The organism is Ancylomarina euxina, assembly GCF_003863355.1.
GTDB lineage: Bacteria > Bacteroidota > Bacteroidia > Bacteroidales > Marinifilaceae > Ancylomarina > Ancylomarina euxinus.
The window spans coordinates 37,269-54,615 of sequence record NZ_QQWG01000008.1 but is presented as its reverse complement, the minus strand read 5'-3'; the positions used below and the strand labels follow the sequence as shown (position 1 = coordinate 54,615).

The following is a 17,347-nucleotide window of genomic DNA, read 5'->3' as shown; positions in this document are numbered from 1 at the left end:
CTTGCTATAGTTTTCGCACTTCATCCTTAAATTGATTGCCTCTATCTTCATAACTTTTGAACAGGTCGAAACTTGCACAAGCGGGAGATAGTAATACTGTAGCTTCTTCGTCTGCTAATTCGAATGCTTTTTTAACGGCATCGGGCATGGACTCTGCATCTACAATTGAATTGATGACGCCATCAAAAGCTGCGTGGATTTTTGAATTGTCAAGGCCTAAGCATACAATCGCTTTTACTTTTTCTTTCACCAAATCCATCAATTCTGAATAGTCATTGCCTTTATCAACACCACCAACAATCCAAACGGTTTTGTCGTTCATGCTTTCAAGTGCATACCAAGTTGAATTGATATTTGTGGCTTTAGAGTCATTTATAAAATCAACACCACGAACATTTACTAGTTTTTCTAGGCGGTGTTCTACGCCTTCAAAATCACTAAGGCTCTCTCTGATGACATCGTTGCGAATGCCAAGAATACTTCCTGCAATGCCCGCAGCCATTGAGTTGTAAATATTGTGTTTCCCTTTTAAAGAAAGGTCTTTCTGCTTCATATTAAGATTGATATTTTCATTCTTAATAATTAAATCTTCATCCCTCAAACTTGCCCCCTTTGGTAAACATTCATAAATACTAAACGGATGTTTTTGAACCTGAATTGATATTTGCTTTAACTCTTTTGTAATGATTTCATCATCCTGACAGAAAATGAAAGCATCATTCTCAGTCTGATTCTGAATGATTCTGAATTTAGAATCAATATAATTCTCCATCTTATAATCGTAACGATCCAGATGGTCAGGTGTGATATTCATTAAAATGGCTATATCAGCTTTGAATTGCTGCATGCCATCAAGTTGGAAACTGCTCAATTCAACAACATAGTGACTATAATTATTCTCGGCTACTTGACGCGCCAAACTATGTCCTACATTACCAGCTAATCCCACATTGATACCTGCTTTTTTCAGCATGTGATAAATAAGCAGCGTTGTTGTGGTTTTCCCATTGCTACCGGTGATGCAAATCATTTTAGCATCTGAATAGCGTCCTGCAAATTCGATTTCTGAAATAACAGGAATGTTTAAACTATTTAGTTTCTTTATAAGTGGTGCAGTATCTGGAATACCTGGACTCTTAATAACCTCGGTAGCCTCAATAATGCGTTCCTCACTATGTTTACCTTCTTCGAAAGGAATTTCGTATTCGTTCAGAATTTTGATATAGTTTGATGTGATTTGTCCCTTATCTGAAACAAATACATTAAAGCCTTTGCTTTTAGCTAATATAGCTGCACCAACACCACTTTCTCCTGCACCTAAAACAACTATGGTTTCCTGACTATTCATTTATCTGATTTTAAGGGTCACAATAGTGATAACTGCTAATAAAATACCGATAATCCAAAATCGAGTTACAATCTTAGCTTCAGGATATCCCTTTAATTGATAATGGTGGTGTAGAGGTGCCATTCTGAATATTCGACGACCTTCACCGTATCTTTTTCTGGTATACTTAAACCAGGAAACTTGCATCATAACCGAAATGTTTTCCACCAAGAATATTCCGCAGAGTACAGGTATTAATAGTTCTTTATGAATGATAATTGCTAATACCGCGATAATACCTCCCAATGAAAGACTTCCTGTGTCTCCCATGAAAACTTGAGCAGGATAGGAGTTGTACCAAAGGAAACCAATTGTAGATCCGATAAATGCAGCGATATAAACAACCAACTCTCCTGAGTGAGGAATATACATGATATTTAGATAACTCGCATAAACTAAGTGTCCTGAAAGATAGGCCAGAATACCAAGTGTAGCACCTATGATGGCTGATGTCCCCGTTGCGAGGCCGTCTAGTCCATCTGTCATATTAGCTCCGTTAGAAACAGCGGTTACGATAAATATGGTGACAATAATAAAGAGTATCCAGGCAAGAATTGATGAATATTCGCCTCCAAAACGAACAAGACTTTCATAATCGAATTCATTGTTCTTAAAGAATGGAATCGTTGTTTTGGTAGATTTAATATCTTTTGTCATTGCTGTTGCATCAGCTCTATCAGCAACAAAGCCTTCATCAACGATTTCAGTTTTTGTTCCAATGTCATAAATATTGGCTCTTTCGCGAATAACCACATCATCGTTTAGATATAAAGTTAAACCTACAATCAAACCTAAGCCTACTTGTCCAGCAATTTTGAATCGACCTTTTAAACCTTCTTTATCTTTCTTGAAAACTTTGATATAGTCGTCTATGAATCCGATCAAGCCTAACCAAACGGTTGTGATAATCATCAAAATAATATAAATGTTATCGAGTTTGGCGAATAATAAGACAGGAACCAGAATAGAAATTAGAATAATGATCCCACCCATTGTAGGTGTTCCTTTTTTCTCTATTTGTCCTGCAAGACCTAGGTCTCTTACGACTTCTCCAATTTGTTGTTTCTGGAGATAATAAATGATTCTTTTACCAAATACAGTCGCAATCAAAAGCGAAGTGATGATACTTAAAGCAGCACGAAATGAAATATAATCAAACATCCCAGCCCCTGGAAAATCTAACTCATGTAGGAATTTAAAAAGATAGTATAGCATGTTTATTGATTGAATATTTCGTTAATAATTTCTTTATCGTCGAAGTGATGTTTCACACCATTAATTTCTTGGTAATCCTCGTGGCCTTTGCCAGCAACAAGGATAATATCATCCTTTTTAGCTAGCATGATAGCCGTTCTAATAGCCTCTTTTCTATCAGTAATAGCAAGTACTTTTTTTAGATTATTAGCAGAAACACCTTCTCTCATCTCAGTGATAATAGTATCAGGATTTTCAGATCTTGGGTTGTCAGAGGTTAAAATCACCTTGTCGCTATATTCAGCACTAACTTTACCCATTAAAGGTCGCTTCGTTTTATCTCTATCACCACCAGCCCCTACAACAGTAATTACCGTTTCGTTTCTGGTGCGAAGTTGGTCAATGGTTAGCAAAACATTTTTTAAGGCATCAGGCGTGTGAGCATAATCGACAATGGCCATAATACCATTGGGAGAAATAATACTCTCAAACCTTCCAGCAACAGAATTCAGCTCACTCATCTTCATTAAGACTTCTTCTTTTGATTGATCAAGAAGTCGGGCAGCACTATAAACGGCTAACAGGTTATGAGCATTAAAATCGCCAATGAAATTTGTCCATAACTCAAGGCCATCTATTTCCAATTGCATGCCATTAAAGTGCTTCTCAAGAATCTGAGCTCTAAAATCAGCGAAAGCGCGGGTTGAATAAGTGAACTTATGTGCTTTGGTGTTTTGTAAAATTATTTTTCCATTTTTATCATCAGCATTGGTAATGGCAAATGAGGTTTTGCCCAACTGATCGAAAAATCCTTTTTTTGCTCTTAAGTAGGCGTCAAAAGTTTTGTGATAGTCTAAATGATCGTGAGTCAGGTTAGTAAAAATACCACCTTTGAAATTTAAAGCCCCTGTTCTGTGCTGATCAACAGCATGAGAGCTGACCTCCATAAAACAATACTCACAGCCCTCTTCAACCATCTCGCTTAATAGTTTCGAAATTTGAATGGCATCAGGAGTGGTATGCGTGGCCTTAACCTCTTTTGTGTCGATAAAATTGGTAACTGTTGAAAGAAGACCAACTTTATAACCCAGCTTTCTAAATAGTTCATAGAGTAAGCTGGCAATAGTTGTTTTTCCATTCGTTCCGGTTACCCCTACAAGTTTTAAATTGTTAGATGGACAATCGTAATAATTATGAGCCAATGCGGAAAGAGCCTTTGATGTATTTTCTACTTTAATGTAGATTACCTTAGGATTAATATCTTCAGGAAGATGCTGGCATAGAATAGCTTTAGCGCCTTGATCAATTGCTTTTGGTATAAAATCATGACCATCGGATTGCGTTCCGACCTGTGCAATAAAGAAATCACCTGTTGCCACCTTTCTCGAATCGAAATGCAACATGTTGATCTCTGTATTGAGCTCACCTACACTTTCTAGTATGTTGATGGATCTTAATAGGTCTGTTATTTTCTTAGTCATCTTATTTGTTTCTTATATGATGTTGGTCTTACTTTTGATCGTTTTTAGGATAACTCAATGTAAATTAGATCACCGCTTCTAAAATTAGAACCTGGGTTTAGAGATTGTTTTTTCACGGAACCAAAGCCATTAATTTTCACCTTCAATCCGGCGTTCTCTAGTATGTACAAGGCATCCTGAATACCCATCCCTTTTACATTAGGGACAAGATGGTTGTTTATTATTCTATTTTTATATTTGATTATAGAATCTTGGCGAGAGGTTAAAACCCAATCGCCATATACTTCGCGATCATCTATTGATACGTTGAGTTCTTTAAATACTATATCTAAATCGTCTTTATTTCCATTTAATGAGATAGGAACTTTTATTTCGCATATTTGTTCATCTTGCTTTGGGGGATGCATGGCATAAGTCATGGCATAAACTTTATCTGCAATGGTTTTGAAAACAGGGCCAGCAACTTGATTTCCGTAGAATCCTTTCTTCTTGTCAGGGCTGTTGATCACTACTACGCAAGAGTATTTTGGAGCGTCAGCAGGGAAATAACCAGCGAAAGATGCTTGATAGACTTTGTGACCATATCCTTTATTCTTGTCAGCTATTTGAGCAGTTCCTGTTTTTCCAGCAATGCTGTAACTCGAATTTCTTAGATTTGTTGCTGTGCCTCTCAAAACGACACCTTCAAGCATTGATTTCACTTTTCTAAGAGTTTCTCTTGAGCATAGACTATTTTTGAGCACCTCTTCATCAAAATGTTTTAATACTTTTCCATGATATTTGATTTCATGAACAAATATGGGTTTCATCATCTTACCATTATTTGCAATGGCATTGTAGAAGCATAATGTTTGAAGTGGTGTTTGTTGTACTTCATAACCAATGGACATCCATGGGAGAGAGATTCCAGACCAACCTTCTTCACCGGGGTATTTTATTTTTGGACGACCTTCACCCTTGATATCTAAATCTAAAGTTTTGTTTAGTCTGAATGCAGATAATCGATTAATAAAATCGCGAGGTTTATCTTTATAATGTTGATTGACTAATTTTGAGATTCCGACGTTCGATGACTTTTCGAAGGCTTCCTGAACACTTATCATACCATAGCCTCCGACGTGAGAATCGCGCATCTTATCTTTATAAAAACGATGAATCCCATTGCCCGTGTCAATAGAATCTGTTGGTTGGACATAACCATCTTCTAGTAGAGCCATTATTGATGCTAACTTGAAAGTTGAGCCAGGTTCTGTGGCTTCACCAATAGCGTAATTGTAAATTTCTTCATATTTATTGGTTTCAGAATCTAAACCCAAATTAGCTATTGCTTTTATGGCTCCAGTTTCTACTTCCATAAGTATGGCAGAGCCATGGTCTGCATGATAGGCTTGAAGTTGCTGTAATAAGGCGGATTGAGCTACGTCCTGAAAATTGACATCTATGGTTGTAATGATATCGTTCCCATCCTTAGGATCGGCCTGATTCACAGGAAGCCATTTGCCTGACATTTTCTGCATCATGGAGATACCATCAATACCTTTTAGTTCATTCTCGAATAAGCCTTCGAGTCCAACTTTTCCAATAAGTTCGTTGCCATTGCCCTTGTTTAAATAGCCAATGGTTCTACTTGCCAAATTGATATGAGGCTGAACCCTTTTACTTTCTTGTAAGCAAATTAAACCTCCCTTATTAGAGGATAATCGAAAGAGTGGAAAGGTTTTGATCTGTTTAAGTTCGTTGTAATTAACCTTTCGTTGATTGATTAATACATAACGATTTCTGGTCGAATGAAATTTGGCATCCCATAGTTGTCTGCGATAAGCAGAACTGCTTTTGTCACCAAAAAATCTGGATAAACAAATCGCCAGAGAATCTACATTTTTTTTGAAAATATCATTAGTTAACCCCATGGCCTGAAAGTCCATACGTAATTCATAGTAGGGGATAGAACTGGCTAAAAGGCGACCGTCGGCTGCACAGATATCACCTCTATTCGCATAGACCGTAATATCCTTCTTACTGATAGACTGTGCACGTCCCCTCCAATCATCTCCTTCGAAAACTTGCAGATAAACTACTCGGCTAACTACACAGAATGCGAGAAGTACAATTAGAGTGTAACAGACGCCCACTCGCCACATGATGTCGTTCTTTATTTGCACAGTTTTATTTTTCTAAATAGATTTTTACTGGAGGCTCTGTTGATTCAATTAAATCCAAGCCCTCTTTTTCTACTCTTTTTACAACTTCTGATTGTTTGCTCATGTACATCAAGTCTGATGCAGTTGTTATAGATTCAAAACGAAGTTCTTTTAGTTCTTTCTCAAGGCTTACCATTTCACGATAAACTCGCTCAGAATGATATCGGTTACTGATGTAATAGATGCCTAGGATAGCAATGAAAAGAATAAATGGGAGATGGTGTACAACCACATCTTTTGACAACACGCTACCCGAAATGATATCCTTAAAAGAACCCGAAGGGGTTTCTTTTATTTCTTCTTTAGGGCTGATGAAGTCTTTATATTTTCGTTTGAATCCAAACATTCTATTTTAATTTGAATGGTTCTAATTTGTTCTTGGTTGTGCAATTCTCAGTTTCGCACTTCTCGATCTGTTATTGAGTTCCAATTCCTCTTCGCTAGGTAGAATTACTTTGCGGTTTACAGCTTCTAGAGGTGCATTGGTTCTCCCATAAAAATCTTTCTCAGCTCCACCAGCAAATTTTCCATCTCGAATGAAGTTTTTTACCAATCTATCTTCTAACGAATGGTACGTGATTACGACTAATCTACCATCTGGTTTGAGAGCATCAGGAATCTGATTAAGCATATCTTTCAAAACATCCATTTCAGCATTCACTTCAATTCTTAAAGCTTGAAAAACTTGTGCCCAATACCTGTGTTCTTTGAATTTTGGGGTGCATGGCAGAATGACTTCTTTAAGTTGCTGTATGGTTTTAAATTCATTATCCTCACGATGCGCCAGAATTAATCGAACGAGTTTGCCTGGGTTTTTAACTTCGCCATAATATTTGAACACTCTAAATAATTCATCAGATGAATACGTGTTTAAAAGATCAGCTGCGTCGAAATCGGCACTTTGGTTCATTCTCATATCCAAATCACCATCGAAACGGAATGAGAAACCTCGTTCGGCAACATCAAATTCGTGAGATGATACGCCTAAGTCGGCAAGTATGCCATCAACTTTCTCGTAGCCAATGTATTTTAGGAAATTTTTAAAATATCGGAAGTTGTGACGAATGAAAATAAATCGTTCATCGTCTATGATATTTCTTTCTGCATCAACATCCTGGTCGAAACCAATTAGTTTTCCGGTTGTTAGGTGTTTGATGATTTCTCTTGAATGGCCTCCTCCACCAAAGGTTAAGTCGACATATATCCCATCTGGTTTGATGTCTAAAGCTTCAATGCTTTCATTTAAAAGTACAGGTACGTGATATGATGTCATGCCAGATGATATTACAAAATTTGAAAATAGATTCTAATTGGTATTTGGGCTTATAAAGCCATATTGTCTCCCAAAATGTCATTAGCCAATTGGTTGAATTCCTCTTGGTTCATTCCGGAGTTATTGTATTTTTTTGTATCCCATATTTCGATTTTACCATCTTGTCCAACAAGAGTTAGCCCGTTGGATAGATTAGTGTCTGCAAATATTTTTTTAGGGATTAGAATTCGGCCATTACCATCAATCTGGATTTCGGCTGTCCCTCTGTAAAACTCTCGTAAGAATTTTGCGTGCTTGCGATTGAATGGATTTAGTTGGCTTCGAATCATTGCTAATTGTCTGTTCCATTCCGATGAAGGGTAGAGATCAAGACAGTCTTCATACAGGTTTTTTCGCATAACAAAACCATCTTCGGAAGAAGCTGCTAGCAACTTTCGAAATGCAGAGGGGAGAAGTACTCGTCCCTTTGCGTCTAGTTTGCAGGGGTAATCACCTATGAATGTTAGCATTGACAAAAATGGTTTACAAATGTAAAAGTAAGAAAATTTCGAACCACTTTCAACCACTTTCAACCACTTTAATTGGATTGTTGAAAACTTTTTGCTTTGTGGTTTTTTCTAGCAATCACGAGAACTAATGAGCGGCGCTATGTCTTTGGTTTTCTAAAACTTAGTTTTGCTTCTGAGATAAGGCTTTGTATAAGGTTTTAAATAATAATTTAACATTTGGAGTCTTAAAATGATTTTGAATGTGGATTAGATCTTCTTTTTGTTATTTTTACTCATTCAAAATAAGGTTAAGCAGTTTGAAATTCTAGATTGGCTGCAAAAATATAAAAATATATGGCATGAAAAAACTAGTGAATTACGGGTTTGTAGTGAGTTTTGTATGGATAGGTTTTATACTGTCTATCAGTTTTATGGAAGCTTGGGTGAAGTTTAGAGCTGAGAGTCTTGATTTACCTACGGCTCTTGATGTAGGGAGGCATGTTTTTGGTGCTTTAAATGCAGTTGAACGTGTCTTTTCTGTGTTTCTTTTGGTGGTTGTTTTTTATAAATTTACCGATAAAGTTGTGGTGACAGCTGGAGTTTTGATTTTTACTTTTATTGTCGCTCAATCTGGATACTTGCTGCCTGAGTTGAGTGAGAATGCTCAGTTGATAATGCAAGGTATGCAGCCTGAGAAAAGTTCAGTACATATGACTTATATCGTGATGGAAGTTTTAAAAGTAGTCGCTTTGTTTGTTTTAGGTTTAAGGCAAGTTAAATTGTTTGAGAAGAATTAGTACTTTGAGTGAATAAAAATAAGCTTTGTTCTTACCTAAACCTTCTTTGTGGAAAAATGCCCTCTGTGCTGTTCTGAAAATACTTCGTTTTATTGTGAAGGGGAATCGCGAGAATATTATTCTTGTGAGAATTGTGATTTAGTATTTGTGCCTGCAGGCTTCTTTTTTACTTCTAGTGTTGAAATGAGAAAGTATGAGCATCATCAAAATGAGCCCGAAGATTTGGTGTATCAGGAATATCTAAAACAGATAATGGATCCAGTTCTTGAAAGAATTTCAGTAGGAGCTAAAGGTTTGGATTTCGGTTGTGGCCCTGGTCCAGCTTTGTCGCAAATGTTTGAAATTGAGGGTTGTCAGATGGATATTTATGATGCTTACTTTGCTCCCAATGAAGAAGTTTTTGCAAGATCGTATGATTTTATAACAGCTTGTGAGGTTGTAGAGCATTTTCATAAGCCACGAATGGAGTTCGACCGACTGTTTTCAATGTTGAAGCCAGGTGGCGTTTTAGCCATTAAAACGCAATTGTCTCCATGTGATGGGACTTTTCCTCAATGGTTTTATAAGCGAGATATGACTCATGTGTGTTTTTTTTTCGGTCAAAAGTTTGAAGTATTTGGCTGTAAGATGTGGAGCTGAACTTGAGGTTGTTAAGGACGATGTGTTTGTTTTTAGGAAAGTTATCGTTTGATTTTTTAGGAATCATATTCAAAATAAGATGGAAGCTAGTTGATTGAATCAACTGGCTTTTTTTGTGCTTTATTTTGAGATTGCTTGTGTTGCTCATTGTTGGGGGTAAGCTTGAGCTTATTTAGACTTATAATGGATTCCTGATTATGGGTGTTTCTTGTTGATATTTGATGTGGATAGGTCTTATCTTTAGAATCTTGTAATTGTAAATGATGATTTGGAAACCTAAATGTTAAAATATGAGATCTCTTTTTTTATTAGTTGCTAGTTTGATGATTGTCTTTCAGTCTCATTCTCAGAATATGTCGCAATGGCGCGGCGTAAACCGTGATGGGAAATATAATGCCAAAGGTTTATTGAAAAAATGGCCAGAAGCTGGACCTAAACTTTTGTGGCATTATGATGCCTTGGGTGATGGGCATGCATCAGCTACAGTAACAGATTCGAGAGTGTATACCGGAGGCGTTGATGGTGATCAGGGTTTTATTATCGCTTTTGATCATTCGGGAAAACAGTTGTGGAAAAAGAACTACGCCAAGGAGTGGATGGATAATTACGATGGTGTTAGAGGTACACCTTTGTTGAATGATGGTCTTTTATACATTATGAGTGGCCATGGTGAGTTAGTTGCAATGTCTGCTGAAAATGGAGAGAAAGTTTGGTCTAAAAATATGTTGACTGAATATGGAGGTAGAAATCTTCGTTTCGGTATGACCGAAAATCTTTTGATTGAAGGTGATCGATTGTTCTGTACTCCAGGAGGTGAAGAGGCTAATGTCATTGCCGTAAATAAGAAAACGGGTGAACTCATTTGGAAAACAAAAGCGATGGGTGAAAAGTCAGCTTATTGTTCTCCTCTTCTAGTTAAGCGTGGAAAACGTTCCTTGTTGGTAACACATACCGGTGGATCTATTATTGGAATTGATATTAAGAATGGTGAGATGCTTTGGAATTTCGAGCATAAGAATCAATACGATATTCACCCCAATACACCTTTATTTAAAGATGGGCAACTATTTTGTTTCAGTGGTTATGGCAAAGGTGGAGTGATGCTTCAATTATCTGAGGATGGTTCTGCTGTTAAAGAGTTGTGGCGAAATGCTTTTGTCGATAATCAAATGGGAGGAGCAGTTTTAGTCGATGGTAAAATTTATGTGTCAGGACATAATAATCGCATGTGGTATTGTGTCGATTGGAAGACAGGTAAAGAAATTTATTCATCAAAGGCAATAGCCAAGGGGAATGTAATTTTTGCTGATGGCATGTTGTATTGCTACGGTGATAATGGTGAAATTGGACTAATTGATATTAAGGGGGATTCATTTAATAAAGTTAGTTCTTTCCGTGTTCCTATGGGAACAAAACAGCATTGGGCGCACTTGGTGATTCATAAAAATAGAATGTATGTCCGTCATGGTGGTGCATTTATGGTTTACGGAATTTAGGTTTAAATACGATTTGATTTACTGTCTTAATAAGACTCGATCTTAATACTATTCTTCTTTAGTTTGATTAAGGATGAAATCTTGTTAATCGAATGTTAACAAGTTTGTTATTTGTTTAGATTTCTGGTGGAATTGATAAATTTGAGTCGCTATTATTTATAAGATTAAGATTTCATTCTGATAATTAAAAATATTAAAAATATAAAAATGAAACGACTGTTTTTACTTGGCTTTGCAGCCATCACAATTTTCTCTCAATGTAACTCTCCAAAATCCCAAAGTGAATGGCGTGGACCAAACCGAACAGGGGTTTATAATGAGACGGGCTTATTGAAAGTATGGCCTGAGAAGGGGCCCGAAATGTTGTGGTCATTAACTGATATTCCTAAAGGCTATTCATCGGTTGCAGTCGTTAACGATTTGGTTTATTTAACAGGAATCAAAGATTCCATGGATGTTTTGATGGCCGTTGATATGAAAGGACAGCTTAAATGGCAAGTGCCTTATGGTCGCCGTTGGGATAACACCTTTCCTGATAGTCGTTGTACGCCAACAATTCAAGATGATAGGATTTATCTTTCGAGTGGGAAGGGTGATTTAGCTTGTTTGAATGCCCTCACGGGAGATATCTTTTGGCAGGTGAAAGCGAGTGAGAAATTCGAAGGAACATATGGTCAGTGGGGAATCTCAGAATCTCTATTATTGCATGGCGATTACGTTTATTATACACCATGTGGTGAGAAAACGACTATGATTGCCTTAAATAAGAATACGGGTGAAACTGTTTGGCAATCTAAAAGTTTAAAAGATAAACCAGGCTATGTTTCGCCTCTTATGGTTGACCGTAATGGAACGAAACTTATTGTTACTGTTACAGAAAATAATGTCATAGGCGTTAATCCTGAAACTGGCGAAATAGTTTGGACTTTCAATTATGCAGAATACGCAGGAGGCGAGTGGAAAGCAAATATTCAAACCAATACACCGCTTTATCACGAAGGGAAAATATTTGTGACCAACGGTTACGATCATAAATCGGTAATGCTTGATTTAAATGAAGATGCTTCTTCTGTAAAACTAGCTTATGTTGATTCTTTATTAGATGTACATCATGGTGGTGCGGTTCGCTTAGGCAATTATGTATATGGCTCTAATTGGGAACACAACCGAATGGGAAAATGGGTTTGCCTGGAATGGAAGACTGGTAAGGCTATGTACGAGACAGAATGGGAAAATAAGGGTTCGATCATTTCAGCTGAAGGGATGTTGTATTGCTACGATGAAAAAGGTGGGAATATCGCATTGTCTAAAGCAAGTCCTGATGGCTTTAACGTGATTAGTTCTTTTAAAGTGCCTTTGGGTAAAGGTCCTCATTGGTCACATCTGGTTATAAAAGATGGTATTCTATATGTCCGTCACGAAGATGCATTGATGGCCTATAAAATTAAAGCATAGCCGTATTTCCATGAGTAAAAAAACGATAAATATTCTTTTTCTGACTGTGGTTGTTGTTATAGCCATCTCAATATTTGTTTCCTGGTTACGCTACGATCCAGTTCAGGATTTCTCAGCGAGTGTGCCAGGTCTGGATAATCGTCCAAAGGCTGGAACCGAAGCTATAGATGAGGTGATCATTGGAGAGAAATTTAAATCATATATTGAGCATACTTCAAGTTTAATTGGAAAATGGACCCAGTTTAGAGGTGCTAATTTTGATAATATCTCTAAGGAAAAAATTGAGCTTGTCGATAAAATCGGATCTGAACCTAAAATATTGTGGAAACATGATTTGGGAGAAGGCCATGCTGCACCCGTTGTTTATAATGGGAAGGTTTACTTGCTCGATTACGATGAGGTGAAAAAGGCAGATGCTCTTCGATGTTTTTCTTTGGAAACTGGTGAAGAAATTTGGAAACGATCGTATAAGGTTCATGTGAAAAGAAATCACGGAATGTCAAGAACTGTTCCTGCAATTAACGACAAGTATCTTGTAAGTATGGGACCTCGTTGCCATGTGATGTGTGTGAATCCTGAATCAGGAGATTTCTTGTGGGGATTGGATTTGGTCAAAGAATATCAGTCTGAAATTCCTTTTTGGTATACCGGGCAATGTCCAATTATCGATAATAATGTTGCCATAATTGCACCTGGAGGTAAAGCTCTGCTTATTGGTGTTGATTGTGCTACAGGTAAGGTTTTGTGGGAAACACCTAATCCTGATGGATGGAAAATGTCGCACTCTTCAATCATGGCAATGGTTTTGGATGGAAAAAAAATGTGGGTTTATGCAGCCGTTGGTGGAATCTGTGGCGTATCAGCCGAAGGCGATGACATTGGGCAAATTCTTTGGAAAACAAAAGATTTTTCTCCATCAGTTATTGCTCCATCTCCCTTAATTTATGGTGATGGGAAAGTGTTTATGACTGCAGGATATGGTGCTGGAGGAGTTCTCTTTCAAGTGAAAAAATCAGGTAATTCTTATCAGGTTGAAACCTTACAGAAATACAAGCCAAAAGATGGAATGGCATCTGAACAACAGACGCCAATTATATATAAAGGTCGCATGTTTACAATTCTGCCAAAGGATGCGGGAGCTATGCGTAATCAGTTTGTTTGTTGCGATCCGAACGATTGTACAAAGATTTTGTGGACAAGTGGCAAGACGGATCGCTTTGGTTTAGGTCCTTATTTGGTCGCCGATGGGAAGTTTTTTATTCTGAAAGATAATGGTGAATTAACCATAGCCAGAGCAACAACTGAGAAGTTTGAATTACTCGATAAAGTGAAACTTATTGATGGACATGATGCCTGGGGGCCTATGGTTATAACTGATGGTCGATTGCTGATGAGAGATTCTAAACACATGCTTTGTATCGATTTGCGTGCAAATTAATATCAGATTATGAAAAAGCGAGATATGAAGCAATCTATAATTAAATACACTAGAAGATGTAAATCATCTCATGTCTCACTTCTTGATACTCAAATCTAATTTCAAACAGATGAAGAATAAGCTAGGTCTAATTTTTTCTATTGTTCTCTTACTTCTTTTGGTAGGCTTAATTGCAGGCGACTTGTTTCTTGAGAAACCAAAGCCACAAAAAAATATCTATGAGTACGATCTTAAGGAGTTGAGGAAGGTAGATTCATCATTGATTGCTTATAAGGAAGTCTTCTCTTTTAAAATTAATTCAGAAGCTGTTTTCGGACTTGCCATAGATGCTGAAGATCGAATCTATGTGAGTGGTACCGATAAGCTTTGGATTTTTGATTCGCAAGGACAAGTTCAATCAAGCATGAAAGTGCGAGGCGATGCACACGCTGTGAGTATTTCTGAATCTGGTAATATTCTGTTAGGTGTTGGAAATCGTGTTGATGTGCGTAAACCAGACGGCGGGTTGAATAATAGTTTTCAAATAAAAGGAGCGAAAGCCTATATCAGTAGTTTGGTAGAAAGAGAAGGCCATGTTTTTATTGCTGACGCAGGACAAAAGATCGTTCATCAGTATACAATAGATGGAAATAAAATCAATATTATTGGTGCTAAGAATCTTGATAAAGGCATTCGTGGCTTTGTTATACCAAGTCCTTATTTCGACCTCATGTTTGGTCGACAAGGCGAGCTTTGGGTTGTGAACCCTGGGCGACATGCTCTGGAAGCTTATAACGATAAAGGTGATTTGATTTCTTCATGGGAGCGAACTTCCATGCAAGTTGATGGTTTTGGTGGTTGTTGTAATCCTAGTCATGTGGCTATGTTATCTGATGGCTCATTTGTGACAAGTGAAAAAGGATTGGAGAGAATAAAAATTCATTTGCCATCGGGCGATTTTAAATCGGTAGTTGCAGCTCCTAATCAATTCGATGCTGGTACAACAGGTTTGGATTTAGCAGTTGATTCTAATGATAGAATTATAGTTTTAGATCCTTCACGTAAAATGGTTCGAATTTTTGAACTAAAATATTAAAGTTTATGCCCTTGCTGATTTGAAATCGATCTTAAATCTCAAGTCTTACACATTTCGACTTCGCTCAATGCTGGTCTCATATCTATAAATAATGAATAGAAGACGTTTTTTACACAATATAGGGAGAGGAACAATTTTAAGCGTTCTAGCTATTTTCTCAGGAACGATGATTTTTCGAAATCTAAACTCAAATGGCGATAGCTGTGATTTTGATTTTGTTTGTCGTAATTGTAAAAAAGTTAAAGGCTGTCGTTTACCTGATGGCATTGACTATAAGAAGAAAAATTCGATACAATAATTTGTAGTAGAATGGCTGAAAAAGGAAAAAATAGAAGAGATTTTATCAATACGTGTTTTCGCTTTGCTGCAGGAGCTAGCTTGGTTGGGGTGACTGGTGTTTTGGCACATAAGACTGTGTCCGGGAATACGCTTTGGCAAATTGATACCACAAAGTGTACCCAATGTGGACGATGTGCCACCTCATGTGTAATGACACCTTCAGCGGTGAAATGTATTCATGTATACGATATGTGTGGCTATTGCGATTTGTGTGGTGGCTATTTGCGTCCCAATGTGAAAAATATTACCACGGGTGCTGAAAATCAACTTTGCCCAACTGGCGCAATTAAAAGGAAGTATGTTGAAGATCCATTCTTTGAATATGAAATAATTGAAGATTTGTGTATTGGCTGTGGTAAATGTGTGAAAGGTTGTGGTGCTTTTGGAAACGGATCGCTTCAATTGCAGATAAGCCACGATTTGTGTGTGAATTGCAATCAATGTGCCATTGCACGTGATTGTCCTTCCGATGCATTTTCACGTGTGCCAGCTGATGAACCTTATAAGTTTTCCGGTTTTAAAAAAGAACAGAAAGACTAACTTAACTCAATACCTTAAACAGATTTCTTAATGTCAGAAATTTTAAAATACTTAACACAAACCGGGAATATAAAGAAGCTTGTCACTATGCTGTCAATGTTTATTTTATTATTGACTTCAGGTTTTCCTCTTTTTGCGCAACAACAGCGATTTCCAAAACCGGAATTTGAATCAGGCTATACGCAGCCCGTCACTTCAATGCCCGAGGCTAGAGCTGATTTTTATGCATGGTTCGATGTTTTGATTCTTGTTATTGCATTATCATTAATTACTTGGCTGATTTTAAAGAAGCGATCAAGGCGAGGCGTTCTGGCTATGTCGGTATTTTCTATTCTTTATTTTGGCTTCTTTCGTGAGGGCTGTATTTGTTCGGTGGGGTCTCTGCAAAATGTGACATTGGCACTCTTTCAACCTGAATATAGCATACCCATATCAGCCTTGGCATTTTTTGTTATCCCTCTTGTTTATACCTTATTTTTTGGACGAACCTTTTGTGCAGGTGTTTGTCCTTTGGGAGCCATTCAGGATGTTTTGTTATTGCGTCCTGTTACAATGAAAACTTGGTTGCAGAAAGTTTTAGGTTTAATTCCCTATATCTATTTAGGATTGTCTGTTTTGTATGCAGCAACAGCTACCGATTTTATCATTTGCAGATACGATCCTTTTGTAGGAATCTACCGATTCGATGCCACTTTTTTCATGTTTACTATCGGGGCTATTTTTCTTTTGCTGAGTGCTTTTGTCGCTCGTCCTTATTGTCGATTCTTTTGCCCATATGGCGTTCTTCTGAATTGGATGAGTCGTTTCTCGAAACATCACCTGACCATTACGCCCAATAAATGTATTCAATGTCGATTGTGTGAAGATTCCTGTCCATTGGGAGCCATCAATAAGCCCGTTCCGGTAAAGGTGATGGAAGACAGACCATCGGCAACTAAACGATTTATAAGATTGAGTTTGATCATACCCTTATTGATGATATTGGGTGGTTGGACACTTTCAAACTTTCATGAGAATTTAGCCAAGGTAAATACGAAAGTTCGCTTGGCGAATGAACTCATGCTATTTAAACCTGATGTGATGTTGCCTTCAGTGGAGATAGAAGCTTTCAAAACAGCGGGAACTCCGGTTCAGGAATTGTATTCTGAAGCAGCTGTTATTGTAGAGCAATTTTATTTAGGAGCTTGGATTTTGGGAGGCTTTTTAGGTCTAGTTTTCGGATTGACACTATCAAGCTTATCTGTATTTAAATATCGTGAAGATTACACGCCTGATAAGGCTGAGTGTGTGAGCTGTGCTCGCTGTTTAAAATATTGCCCTGTTGAGAGATGATCTCTAAATTACCCCAGGCATGATGAAAACGCTTCGGGGAGCACAAAAAAATGTCCCGGGGATGGAAAATACATCCCGGGGAATGGTGAAAACGCTTCGGGGAGCACAAAAAAATGTCCCGGGGATGGAAAATACATCCCGGGGAAGGGTGCAAACGCTCCGGGGAGCACAAAAAACGTCCCGGGGATGGAAAATACATCCCGGGGAAGGGT

General features: G+C 37.6%; 16 protein-coding genes. 9 read left to right on the top strand and 7 right to left on the bottom strand.

Going from position 1 to position 17,347, the window contains the following annotated elements:
* Positions 1-4: 4 nt before the first annotated feature.
* Genes murD through DWB61_RS09455 form a run of 7 tightly spaced genes read right to left on the bottom strand, consistent with a single transcriptional unit; the run spans position 5 to position 8,045 of the window.
* Entirely contained in the window at positions 5-1,348 is a 1,344-nt protein-coding gene (gene murD / locus DWB61_RS09485; protein ID WP_125030670.1) for a UDP-N-acetylmuramoyl-L-alanine--D-glutamate ligase, read from the bottom strand.
* Complete coding sequence (gene mraY, locus DWB61_RS09480) at positions 1,349-2,602, bottom strand: phospho-N-acetylmuramoyl-pentapeptide-transferase (RefSeq protein ID WP_125030669.1); 1,254 nt, start codon at positions 2,600-2,602, stop codon at positions 1,349-1,351.
* A 2-nt stretch (positions 2,603-2,604) separates the two neighbouring features.
* The gene (locus DWB61_RS09475) at positions 2,605-4,062 is read right to left on the bottom strand and encodes a UDP-N-acetylmuramoyl-L-alanyl-D-glutamate--2,6-diaminopimelate ligase (RefSeq protein WP_125030668.1); all 1,458 of its coding nucleotides are present in this window, start codon (positions 4,060-4,062) and stop codon (positions 2,605-2,607) included.
* 44 nt (positions 4,063-4,106) lie between these two features.
* Complete coding sequence (locus DWB61_RS09470) at positions 4,107-6,224, bottom strand: penicillin-binding protein (protein ID WP_125030667.1); 2,118 nt, start codon at positions 6,222-6,224, stop codon at positions 4,107-4,109.
* 4 nt (positions 6,225-6,228) lie between these two features.
* Positions 6,229-6,609, bottom strand: coding sequence for an FtsL-like putative cell division protein (locus DWB61_RS09465; RefSeq protein ID WP_125030666.1), 381 nt, complete (start codon positions 6,607-6,609; stop codon positions 6,229-6,231).
* 21 nt (positions 6,610-6,630) lie between these two features.
* Positions 6,631-7,536 carry a 16S rRNA (cytosine(1402)-N(4))-methyltransferase RsmH gene (gene rsmH, locus DWB61_RS09460; protein ID WP_125030665.1) on the bottom strand — a complete coding sequence of 302 codons (906 nt, stop codon included), beginning with the start codon at positions 7,534-7,536 and terminating at the stop codon, positions 6,631-6,633.
* Positions 7,537-7,586: 50 nt separating this feature from the next.
* The gene (locus DWB61_RS09455; protein WP_125030664.1) at positions 7,587-8,045 is read right to left on the bottom strand and encodes a division/cell wall cluster transcriptional repressor MraZ; all 459 of its coding nucleotides are present in this window, start codon (positions 8,043-8,045) and stop codon (positions 7,587-7,589) included.
* 338 nt (positions 8,046-8,383) lie between these two features.
* Between DWB61_RS09455 and DWB61_RS09450 the strand changes: the two genes are divergently transcribed.
* The 9 genes from DWB61_RS09450 (at position 8,384) to DWB61_RS09410 (ending at position 17,135) form a co-directional block, all read left to right on the top strand.
* On the top strand, positions 8,384-8,821 hold the full coding sequence (locus DWB61_RS09450) for a hypothetical protein (protein WP_125030663.1): 438 nt from the start codon (positions 8,384-8,386) through the stop codon (positions 8,819-8,821).
* Between the two features lie 48 nt (positions 8,822-8,869).
* Positions 8,870-9,460, top strand: a complete 591-nt coding sequence (locus DWB61_RS09445; RefSeq protein WP_125030662.1) for a class I SAM-dependent methyltransferase — start codon at positions 8,870-8,872, stop codon at positions 9,458-9,460.
* A gap of 290 nt (positions 9,461-9,750) precedes the next feature.
* Positions 9,751-10,956 (top strand): outer membrane protein assembly factor BamB family protein, encoded by a 1,206-nt coding sequence (locus DWB61_RS09440; RefSeq protein WP_125030661.1) that lies wholly within the window; start codon positions 9,751-9,753, stop codon positions 10,954-10,956.
* Positions 10,957-11,163: 207 nt separating this feature from the next.
* Positions 11,164-12,411 carry an outer membrane protein assembly factor BamB family protein gene (locus DWB61_RS09435; protein WP_125030660.1) on the top strand — a complete coding sequence of 416 codons (1,248 nt, stop codon included), beginning with the start codon at positions 11,164-11,166 and terminating at the stop codon, positions 12,409-12,411.
* A 10-nt stretch (positions 12,412-12,421) separates the two neighbouring features.
* Positions 12,422-13,849, top strand: coding sequence for an outer membrane protein assembly factor BamB family protein (locus DWB61_RS09430; protein ID WP_125030659.1), 1,428 nt, complete (start codon positions 12,422-12,424; stop codon positions 13,847-13,849).
* A gap of 109 nt (positions 13,850-13,958) precedes the next feature.
* Positions 13,959-14,924: an NHL repeat-containing protein gene (locus tag DWB61_RS09425; protein WP_125030658.1), complete on the top strand. Its 966-nt coding sequence runs from the start codon at positions 13,959-13,961 to the stop codon at positions 14,922-14,924.
* A 91-nt stretch (positions 14,925-15,015) separates the two neighbouring features.
* Positions 15,016-15,222 carry a hypothetical protein gene (locus DWB61_RS09420; RefSeq protein ID WP_125030657.1) on the top strand — a complete coding sequence of 69 codons (207 nt, stop codon included), beginning with the start codon at positions 15,016-15,018 and terminating at the stop codon, positions 15,220-15,222.
* Positions 15,223-15,233: 11 nt separating this feature from the next.
* Positions 15,234-15,803 carry a 4Fe-4S dicluster domain-containing protein gene (locus tag DWB61_RS09415; protein ID WP_125030656.1) on the top strand — a complete coding sequence of 190 codons (570 nt, stop codon included), beginning with the start codon at positions 15,234-15,236 and terminating at the stop codon, positions 15,801-15,803.
* Positions 15,804-15,833: 30 nt separating this feature from the next.
* The gene (locus DWB61_RS09410) at positions 15,834-17,135 is read left to right on the top strand and encodes a 4Fe-4S binding protein (protein ID WP_125030655.1); all 1,302 of its coding nucleotides are present in this window, start codon (positions 15,834-15,836) and stop codon (positions 17,133-17,135) included.
* The last annotated feature ends 212 nt before the right edge of the window (positions 17,136-17,347 follow it).